Below are 2,265 nucleotides of genomic sequence, written 5' to 3' on the forward strand. Positions count from 1 at the left end.
TCTTGAAAGTATTTCTATTTCTTGTTGTAGGTGTTTCGTTCAACCTCACGGTAGCACAAATAAGTTTTGAAAACTTAGCGTCCGATATAGGTATAAACGTTACCTGTGGAAATTCTCTATTTGGAAGTGGTATTACATTTTATGACTATGATAATGATGGTTGGGATGATATTACCGTTGCTTCAGCTTCAGGTGATCCTATTCGATTTTTAAAAAATATCAATGGTAATTTTGTAGAACAAACATTAAATATTCCTAGTAACAACTGGAGAAACAAACAAATCAATTGGGTAGATATTGATAATGATGGGGATAAAGATTTACTAGTTACAAGTGATACTAGTAGCAACAAGTTGTTTGAGAATTTAGGGAATATGATCATGCAAGACATTACAGTATCTTCTGGCATATTAACCGATATTTTAGAAACCTATGGTGCATCATGGGGCGATTATGATAATGATGGATATTTAGATTTATTTTTAAGTAATCGCAGTGAATATGTTCCTAATATTCTCTATAAAAATAATGGTGATAATACCTTTACCATAGTCAATGCAACAGCAGGAATCATAAATACTGGAATGTTATCGTTTTGTTCAGCATTTTTTGATTTTGACAATGATGGTGATCAAGATATTTATGTCGCTAATGATAAATTACAGTATGCAAATACATTATATAAAAATAATGGTGATGGTACCTTCACTGATGTAAGTTTCGAATCAGGAACAGGAATTTCTATTGATGCCATGTCTGTAACCATTGATGACTACAATGCCGATGGTTGGTTAGATATATATGTTACAAACGATGTTCCAGGGAACGTCTTCTTAAAAAATAATGGCGATGGAACTTTTACTGATATTGCAACCGCAACAGGAACAACACTTAATAGTGTGGCTTGGGGTGCAGTCTTTCTAGATGCAGACAATGACAGTGATTTAGATCTGTATGTTAGTACTGAACATGATGGATCAATTCCTAGTTATTTGTCCTCTGCCATGTATGAACAGTTGAGTGACGGTACATTTAATATTATAAATTCGGCAGTGCCAAATGATCTAGCCATAAGTTATTCAAATGCCATTGGTGATACAGATAATGATGGATTCCCTGAACTTGTTGTTAATAATATTAATCACGATAATATTTTTCTTTGGAAAAATACGTCAACGAGTGGCAATAACTGGCTTAAGGTAAAACTGGAGGGAACGCAAAGTAATAGAGATGCTGTTGGATCTTTAATTGAGATTTCTGTTAATGGACAAAAACAATATCGCTATACGCTTTGTGGTGAGGGCTATTTATCTCAAAACTCTTCGAGTGAATTTTTTGGTGTTGGTAATGCAACTACGGTAGATTATATAAAAGTGAAATGGTTGAGTGGAATAGTGGATGTTCTTTATGACGTTAGTGTGAATGAAGAAATATTTATTTTAGAGCGATCAACATTATCAGTGCCAGATAATGATTTAATGGATTTGAAAGTATTTCCAAATCCTACCAAGTCTATAATGAATATTGCATCTCCAACACGTATTCAGAATGTTGAAATAATTAATTTCCTAGGGCAATCAGTATTAATGTTTCATCTGGATTCTCAAAACTTTAGCATAGACCTTAGCGGTTTAATGGATGGTGTGTATTTTGCTGATATATCATCTGCAAATAGTTCTAAACGAATAAAAATTGTGAAGCATTAATATATTAGTTTTATGAGTAGTTGATTATGTCGAAGTTTGTTTGTCTCATATTTGTCATTCCTTATTTGTCATTCTCACAAATTAATTTTGTAAATAATGCTAATACTTTAGGGTTAGATGACCCAACCGGAAATGAAGTTTTTGGCGGGAGTGGTGTGAGTTTTGTTGATTTTGATAACGATGGCTTTCATGATATAACTTTGGCTTCGGGTAATAATGTTCCAGTTAGGTTTTATAAAAATATAAACGGACAGTTTTTTGTGGAAGTATCGTTTTTTGATACTCCGCTTAACTATGATTACAATACCAGAAGTGTGGTTTGGGTAGATTATGATAATGACGGCGATAAAGATTTTTTCTTAACGAGCGATACAGATGGAAATCGACTATTTAATCGCAATGGGTTAACACTAACCGATATTACGGAATCTGCTGGTTTTTCGCTTGATAATCTCTATACATACGGAGCGTCTTGGGGGGATATAGATAATGATGGATGTCTCGATGTTTATTTGTCTAATAGAATAGGAAATACAGCTATTACAAATGACTTATTTAA

At 33.2% G+C, this 2,265-nt stretch carries 2 protein-coding genes; both read left to right on the forward strand.

The window, feature by feature from the left end; genetic code table 11:
• The coding region (locus tag HRU49_RS14555) for an FG-GAP-like repeat-containing protein (protein WP_296358444.1) at positions 1-1,706 on the forward strand (1,706 nt) is incomplete at its 5' end.
• Positions 1,707-1,732: 26 nt separating this feature from the next.
• A partial coding sequence (locus HRU49_RS14560; RefSeq protein WP_296358447.1) for a VCBS repeat-containing protein occupies positions 1,733-2,265 on the forward strand: 533 nt, incomplete at its 3' end.

The sequence above is a fragment of the Winogradskyella sp. genome (assembly GCF_013213975.1).
Classification (GTDB): domain Bacteria; phylum Bacteroidota; class Bacteroidia; order Flavobacteriales; family Flavobacteriaceae; genus Winogradskyella.